This is a genomic window from Paracoccus sp. JM45 (genome assembly GCF_003590715.1).
In the GTDB taxonomy this organism is placed as follows: Bacteria; Pseudomonadota; Alphaproteobacteria; order Rhodobacterales; family Rhodobacteraceae; genus Paracoccus.
In genome coordinates, this window is record NZ_QQVY01000065.1 from 1 (window position 1) to 1,065 (window position 1,065).

The 1,065-nt window shown below is 62.8% G+C and carries 1 protein-coding gene; it reads right to left on the reverse strand.

The genetic code is table 11. The features are described 5' to 3' along the window. Positions 1 to 967 (reverse strand): IS481 family transposase (locus DWB67_RS17725; protein ID WP_119808849.1); only part of this gene is annotated, 967 nt, incomplete at its 3' end. Positions 968 to 1,065 lie beyond the last annotated feature (98 nt).

Genomic DNA, 1,065 nt, shown 5'->3' on the forward strand with positions numbered 1-1,065 from the left:
TGTCACATCCCGCGTGATTATACGGCCGTCTTCTGAATAGGTCTGGCCTTTGCTTCTGCCAGTCCTTGAGCGCGTCGATGGGCGTTCGTCCCTTCAGCACTGATTGCGGAAGCTGTCCGTTGTAGAGGCGGACGTAGCGCAGGATGGTTTGCTCGAGGTCCTCGCCGCTGCGGAATCGGTGGCTTTGCAGGACGTCCTCGATCCGACCATTGACGCGCTCGACCATGCCATTGGTCTGTGGGTGCATCGGCGGGGCCAGGCGATGCTCGATGCCGAGATCAGCGCAGAGGCGATCGAAGTCGTGGTTGCCGGTGGGGCCCCGGCGGCGGAGACCGAATAGGCGATCGGTAAACTCCTTGCCGTTGTCAGTGAGCACCCTGGTGATCGTCATCGGCGCGGCGCGCTCCAGATCCCGCAGAAAACGGCGGGCATTGGCCGCGGTTTTCGCGGTGTAGATCCGTACGAAGACCCATCGGGTGGCGCGGTCGATGGCGACAAACAGATACCGGCGGCGGCTCTCGTCGGCCATCTGCGGCAGGTATTTCACGTCTATATGCACATAGCCCGGCTCATAGGCCTTGAACGTCCCGTGTGCAGGCCGTGGCGGGGCAGGCTTCAGCGCACGCAGATTGCCCACGCCATGCCGGCGCAGGCAGCGGTCCAGACCAGATCGCGAGACCAGTGGGTTCAGGAACTCCCGCAACACCGACAGGAGGTCATCCAGCGGCAGCAGCAGGGACTTGCGCAGCGCCACGGCCACAGCTTCTTGCGCGGGCGTGAGCGTCGACTGAAGCCTGTGCGGCGTGTGGCTTCGGTCACGGACGCTGTCCCGGCTCCGCCACTTCCAGACGGTCTGCATGGAGATGCCGTAGCGCTCCGCCACCCTCCATGCGGGTTCAGGGCTTGCTTGGATCGCAGCCCGTATCTTCGGTGTTGTTGTTGCCTGCTTGTGAAGAGAGATCAGCATCCTCGCCTCCCATCCCGAAACTCGCCTAAGATAGATCTTGCCACGAAGAACGCGGTCCGGCGAGGGTCTATGTGATCATCCGGGATGGAACATGTAGC